General features: G+C 70.3%; 5 protein-coding genes. 3 read left to right on the top strand and 2 right to left on the bottom strand.

The genetic code is table 11. From position 1 onward, the window contains the following. Window positions 1-175 precede the first annotated feature (175 nt). On the bottom strand, window positions 176-1,069 hold the full coding sequence (locus ACFWI9_RS32390) for a DUF4190 domain-containing protein (protein WP_387168320.1): 894 nt from the start codon (window positions 1,067-1,069) through the stop codon (window positions 176-178). A 122-nt stretch (window positions 1,070-1,191) separates the two neighbouring features. Between ACFWI9_RS32390 and ACFWI9_RS32385 the strand changes: the two genes are divergently transcribed. Then, window positions 1,192-1,557 (top strand): hypothetical protein, encoded by a 366-nt coding sequence (locus ACFWI9_RS32385; RefSeq protein ID WP_387168318.1) that lies wholly within the window; start codon window positions 1,192-1,194, stop codon window positions 1,555-1,557. A 63-nt stretch (window positions 1,558-1,620) separates the two neighbouring features. Here ACFWI9_RS32385 and fahA read toward each other — a convergent pair whose 3' ends face one another. After that, entirely contained in the window at window positions 1,621-2,850 is a 1,230-nt protein-coding gene (gene fahA, locus ACFWI9_RS32380; protein ID WP_387168315.1) for a fumarylacetoacetase, read from the bottom strand. A 527-nt stretch (window positions 2,851-3,377) separates the two neighbouring features. On the opposite strand from fahA, the gene ACFWI9_RS32375 reads away from it, so the two are divergent. After that, window positions 3,378-4,388, top strand: a complete 1,011-nt coding sequence (locus ACFWI9_RS32375) for a polyprenyl synthetase family protein (RefSeq protein ID WP_387168312.1) — start codon at window positions 3,378-3,380, stop codon at window positions 4,386-4,388. A gap of 198 nt (window positions 4,389-4,586) precedes the next feature. Beyond that, window positions 4,587-5,942: an outer membrane lipoprotein carrier protein LolA gene (locus ACFWI9_RS32370; protein WP_387168309.1), complete on the top strand. Its 1,356-nt coding sequence runs from the start codon at window positions 4,587-4,589 to the stop codon at window positions 5,940-5,942. Window positions 5,943-6,037: the final 95 nt, after the last annotated feature.

Genomic DNA, 6,037 nt, shown 5'->3' with positions numbered 1-6,037 from the left:
GGGTGTGCTGCCAGTCAGGCTTCCGCCCCGGCTGGTCTCCACCATCCTCGACGGCGCCGTGCCGCAGCTCCCGGCCGACCCGACGCCGTCCCAGGCTGAGGGCGAGCGCGGAGCGGACGACACGGCCTGACCGGCAGCCCCGGCCGGGCCTGGGTCCGAGCCTTGCTCCGACCGGTCAGGAGCCGCCGGCGGCGCGGAGCGAGCCGGTGCTGGAGCCGCTGGAGTCGGCCAGGAAGCAGGTGACCTCGCGGTCGCCGAACGTCCAGGTGGCCGGCTGCGGGTGGTAGTAGTAGAAGCTCATCGTCTCGGGAAGCTTGGCGGCCGGGCCCACGTAGTCGGTGAACAGCTTTCCGCCGCACTTCTCGTTGGCGATGTCCTCGACCTTGTCGATACCGGGGTACGCGCCGTCCTCCAGCTCGAAGACTCCGTAGGCCTCACCCTTGTGGGGCTGGGAGCAGGGCACGATGTCCACCCGCTGCGCGGCCTTGGCGCCGTCCTCGCCCGCGTAGTCGTCCAGATCGTCCGTCGTGTTGAAGCAGTCCCCCGCCTGGATGTCCATCACATCGCTGTAGCCCGGGCTGGTGACCTCGCCGCTGGTGTCGCGCTTCGGCTTGGAGGAGTGGGAGGAACTGTCGTCGAGGGCGCCGGTCACCCCGAGCGCCACCACGATCGCCATGACCACGAGCAGTGCGCCGTGGATCGCGATACCGGCGATGGCGAAGCCCTTGCCCTTCTCGCCGTTCTTGCGGATCTGGGAGAGGGCGATGATGCCGAGGATGACCGGGACGAACGGGATGCCGCAGACGATCGCCATCACGAAGGACACGATGGCCAGCGCGTTCGTCTTCTCCGACGGCGCGGACCCCCAGCCCGGTGCGCCGCCGTACGGTCCCGGCTGGCCGTAGGGGCCCGGCTGACCGTACGGGGTGGGCTGGGACGGCTGGCCGTACGGGCCCGGTGCGGCGGGCTGCCCGGGCGTTCCGTACGGACCGGGCTGTCCGGGCTGGTCAGGCTGTCCGGGCGAACCGTAGGGGCCGGGGGACGAGGGCGGCGGTGGCGGTATGGACACTGCGTGAGCTCCTTGTAAGGACGGTGGTACAGAACTTATAGCCAGGCCGTGGCAACCCCCGGTCGGGGTCCGGCGTCCCACCCCCAGGACATATGACCTTGATCGAACGCGGGGGACAACGGATGAGGGCATCTGCGGAGCAGTCGGAAAGGGACCGTCAGGACCCTCAGGGCCAGCCGGGTCAGCAGGATCGGCAGGGCCCCCGGAAGACCGACGCACAGCAGCGGACCGCCAGTTCCGCCGACACCTGGCCGACAGTACTGCTGCTCCCCGCCCTTCTGCTCCTGAGATATCTCGGCGAGCACTCATGGGCGTACTGGACCGCGGCGGTCATCGGCCTGCTGGGCACGATCGGTGCCGCTGTCGAGATCACCGCGGGGGTCCGGCACATCGTCCGCCGGCGTCGGCCGCTGGTCGCGCTCTGGGTGCTGTTCTGCCTGGTCTCGGCGCTGGTGGTACTGGCGGTCAGGCTGATTGCGGAGTGGTGACGGCAGCGGGCCCGCGCCGGATCGTACCGGCACGGGCCCGCCTCACTGAGCCACTTCCGCGGTCTACCGAACGGCCGCGGCCACGCGTCCGGTGACCTCGCCGAGGCCGACCCGCACACCGTCAGGTCCGGGTGCCCATGCGGTGATGGTGACCTCGTCGCCGTCCTCCAGGAAGGTCCGCTTGCCTTCCGGCAGTTCAAGCGGGTCCCGCCCGTTCCAGGTGAGTTCGAGGAGCGAGCCGCGCTGGTGCGGTTCGGGGCCGCTGACCGTACCGGAGCCGTACAGGTCACCGGTGCGCAGCGAGGCACCGTTCACGGTCATATGCGCGAGCTGCTGGGCGGCGGTCCAGTACATCGTCGCGAACGGCGGCTCGCTGACGACCTCTCCGTTGATCGTGACCGTGATGTGCAGCTCGAAGCCGCCGGGCTCCTCGTCGCCCGAGTCGTCGAGATAGGGCAGCAGGTCGAAGTCGCGCGCGGGCGGGGCCACCCGGGCGGCGTCGAGCGCCTCCAGCGGGGTGACCCAGGCGGACACGGAGGTGGCGAATGACTTGCCGAGGAACGGGCCGAGCGGGACGTACTCCCAGGCCTGGATGTCGCGTGCGGACCAGTCGTTGAGCAGATGCAGCCCGAAGACGTGGTCGCGGAATCCGGACAGCGGCACAGCCCGGCCGTGCTCGCTCGGCGTGCCGACGACGAAGCCGACCTCCGCCTCGATGTCCAGCTTGACCGAAGGCCCGAAGAGCGGGGCCGGGTCGGCCGGGGTCTTGCGCTGGCCGTGGGGCCGGATGACATCCGTGCCGGAGACCACGACGGTGCCGGAGCGTCCGTGGTAACCGATCGGCAGATGCTTCCAGTTGGGGGTCAGCGGCTCGCCGTCCGGCCGGAAGATGTGCCCGACGTTGGTGGCGTGGTGCTCGCTGGCGTAGAAGTCGACGTAGTCGGCGACCTCGTAGGGGAGGTGCAGGGTCACCGCCGCGAGCGGGTGGAGCAGCGGTTCGATGTCCTGGCGGTGGGCCGGCACGGTCACCCATGCGGTGAGTGCGCGCCGTACGTCGCGCCAGGCGGTGCGGCCCGCCGCGAGCAGCGGTCCCAGGCTCGGCTGCGCGAGCAACGCGGCATACGGGGAGCCGAGGGTGTGCGCCGCGGCTCCGGTGTCGAGCACGTGGTTGCCGATCCGGACGCCGAGCCGGCGGCGGTCGGGCTCTGCCGCGGTGGTGAAGACCCCGTACGGGAGGTTGTGCGGGCCGAAGGGATCGCCTTCGGCCAGGTCGAGCGGGCTCTGCTCGGGCATCGGTGCTTGCCTCGCTTTCCACGTGTGTGGGGGACACGTTACGTGGGCGCTGCATCCGGCGTCAGTGCCCAACGGGGCCCTCGGGCCGTATGGGTGGTGCGGTCGGGCCGGGCGGCGCGTCGTCGGCGGAGGGCACCTTCAGGCGGGCGCCCGGCGGCTTCCCGGGGGCGCCCGGCACCTTCGTTCCAGCCATCCGGAGGCCATTTCGTCGGATTGGCGGAACGTCGGCCCGGCGGCACTCGTCTAGTCGGTCGATCGGTGGGTCGGGCGTTCGTTGGCTCGGTCGATCAGTCAGCCGGTACGCGCCGGGAGCTCGTCCGGCAGCCGGTTCGGCGCATGACGGGGTCCGCTGGAGAACGCTGCGGGTGACACGGACGTCGCTTACGGTCCTATAAACGCATCAGTAACATATCGGGGTGGCGGGAAGGCGCCGCCAGTGATCGAAACCGGACCGGATACGCTGACTTGAGTGATGACCACGACACATCGACAATCCGTGTGATCGTCAGCAGACAGGAGTACCTCTCGTGACCGTCGTCGAGCCGTTCGGGCTGAGCGTGCGGGACCAGGCTCTTGAGGCCGATGTCCAGGCCGGATTGGCGGCAGTCGAGGCCGGGCTGCTCGATGCCACCAAGAGCGAGGTGCCCTTCATCACCGAGGCCGCGCAGCACCTCGTGCGCGCCGGTGGCAAGCGATTCAGGCCGCTGCTGGTGATGCTGGCCGCGCAGTTCGGTGATCCGTACGCGCCCGGCATCGTGCCCTCCGCCGTGGTCGTGGAGCTGACGCATCTGGCGACGCTGTACCACGACGACGTGATGGACGAGGCGGAGGTGCGCCGCGGCGTGGCCAGCGCCAACGCCCGCTGGGGCAACTCGCTGGCCGTCCTCACCGGCGACTTCCTCTTCGCCCGCGCCTCGCACATCCTGGCGGACCTGGGTCCCGATGCCATACGGGTCCAGGCCGAGGCGTTCGAGCGGCTGGTCACGGGCCAGATCCTGGAGACCGCGGGTCCACGTGGGGACAGCGACCCGGTAGAGCACTACCTCGACGTGCTGGGTGGCAAGACGGGCTCGCTGGTCGCCGTCTCCGGGCGGATGGGCGCGATGATGGCGGGTGCCGACGAGCGTGTCGTCGACACCCTCACGCAGTACGGCGAGCGGCTCGGCGTCGCCTTCCAGCTCGCCGACGACGTGCTCGACATCGCCTCCGACTCGCACGAGTCCGGCAAGACCCCCGGTACCGATCTTCGCGAGGGCATCCCCACACTGCCCGTACTCCGGCTGCGGGAGCAGGCCGCGGCGCACCGGCAGCCCGAGGACCTGGAGCTCGTTGAGCTGCTGGACGGGGACCTGGCGGATGACGCACGGCATGCCGAGGTACTGTCCCGGCTGCGCGTCCACCCGGCCCTCGAGCGGGCACGGCAGGACACGCTGCGGTACGCGAAGGAGGCGCGGGCGATGCTGGCGCCGCTCCCGGAGGGCCCGGCCAGGGCTGCTCTGGAGGACCTGTGCAACGCGGTGGTGCACCGCGCCGGCTGACCGGCATCCTCACCACGGCTGACGCCTGCTGAGGCGGCGCCCCTGATGGCGTCCCCTACTGGTCGGCTGAGTCAGAGAGCCCCCGGGTCATACCGCAGCAGTACGCGGAGTTGATTCCGGGGGCTGACGCTATTCGCCGGGCGTTTTGGTCAGATGGTGTGGACGGACGACGCCGCTATCACGGAGGTAGGGCACACCATGGCACCGAACGAGAACGCAACGGCCACTGAACAGCCCGGGGAGGTCAGCCCGGTCCGCCGGAAGGCGGCGCGGTACGCCGTCCCGGTCGCGGTGGCGGGCGTTGCCGCGGCGACCATCGGGCTCGTCCCGGCGCTCGCCGCCGTGGGAGACCCCGATCTGCCGAAGATCAGCGCACAGGAGCTCATCGAGAAGATCGCGGCGTCGGACACCCAGCAGCTGTCCGGCACGGTGAAGGTCACCACCGATCTGGGTCTCCCGGACCTGGGCGGTCTTACGGGCGGCCTGCTGTCCGGAGCGGGCGCGGGAAGCGGCGGCGCGTCGGCCCCGGCCTCGCCGGATGCCGCGAGCAAGCTGATGGAGCTGGCCTCGGGCACGCACAAGGTGGAGATCGCCGCCGATGGACCTGATCGGCAGCGGATGTCGTTCGAGTCCGGTGGCGAGGAGTACAGCGTCACGCACAACGGCGCCGATGTGTGGACGTACGACGGCGCGGCCAACGAGGTCGTGCACGGCAAGGACGACGCGGCCGGCAGGGACGGCGGCAAGGACGGCGGCAGGGACGGCGGCAGGGACGGCGGCAAGGGCCGCGAGGGCTCCGATGAGCTGCCCGCCACACCCAAGCAGCTTGCCGACGAGGCGCTGAAGCTCGCGGGCGACACGACAGCGGTGACCGTCGACGGCACGGCGCGGATCGCCGGACGTGACGCGTACCAACTGGTCATCAAGCCGAAGCAGAGCGGTTCGACGATCGACTCGATCAAGATCGCGGTGGACGCGCAGAACGGTGTCCCGCTGAAGTTCACGCTGCTGGCGAGCGATGGCGGCAAGGCGGCGGTCGACGCGGGCTTCACCAAGGTCGACTTCTCCAAGCCGGCGGCTTCGACCTTCGACTTCACCCCGCCGAAGGGCGCGAAGGTCACCGAGGCCGATGAGCTCGCCGACCGCGCGAAGGCCGGGAGGACGGGAGGGGACGCCAGGACCGGGAAGTCCGAGGTCCCGAAGTCCGTCAAGGAGTTCAAGGGCATGGAGGACTTCGACGGTCCCGGCCAGGGGCTGAATGTCATCGGCGAGGGGTGGACCGCCATCGCGGAGCTGAAGGGCCCCGGCGGCGAGGGCCTCGGCGCGTTCAAGGACGGCAGTGGCGGAAAGGGTGACAAGGGCGGCAGGGGCGATGTCCCTCCGGAGGCCGCGAAGTTCCTGGATGCGCTGGGAGACCAGGTCACGGGTGACTTCGGCACCGGCACGGTCTTCAAGACCCGTTTGGTCAACGCCCTGATGACGGACGACGGCAAGGTGTACGTCGGCGCGGTCACCCCGGACGCGCTGGTCAAGGCCGCCAACGCCGCGAAGTGACCTAGTGCTGTGACCGGATAGGTTCACCGGCTCGCGACGTCCTGCACGGCACCTCGCTGCGTTGTCGAATCACCCGAGTACATCCAGTACGAGGG

It is taken from the genome of Streptomyces sp. NPDC127084 (genome assembly GCF_042724175.1).
In the GTDB taxonomy this organism is placed as follows: Bacteria; Actinomycetota; Actinomycetes; order Streptomycetales; family Streptomycetaceae; genus Streptomyces.
This window is presented reverse-complemented; position numbering and strand designations above follow the sequence as displayed.

What these genes read in the sequence shown, in the direction of transcription:
- ACFWI9_RS32385 (WP_387168318.1), top strand. Translation starts at nt 1,192, where the DNA reads ATGAGGGCATCTGCGGAGCAGTCGGAAAGGGACCGTCAGGACCCTCAG.
- fahA (WP_387168315.1), bottom strand. Translation starts at nt 2,850, where the DNA reads ATGCCCGAGCAGAGCCCGCTCGACCTGGCCGAAGGCGATCCCTTCGGC.
- ACFWI9_RS32370 (WP_387168309.1), top strand. Translation starts at nt 4,587, where the DNA reads ATGGCACCGAACGAGAACGCAACGGCCACTGAACAGCCCGGGGAGGTC.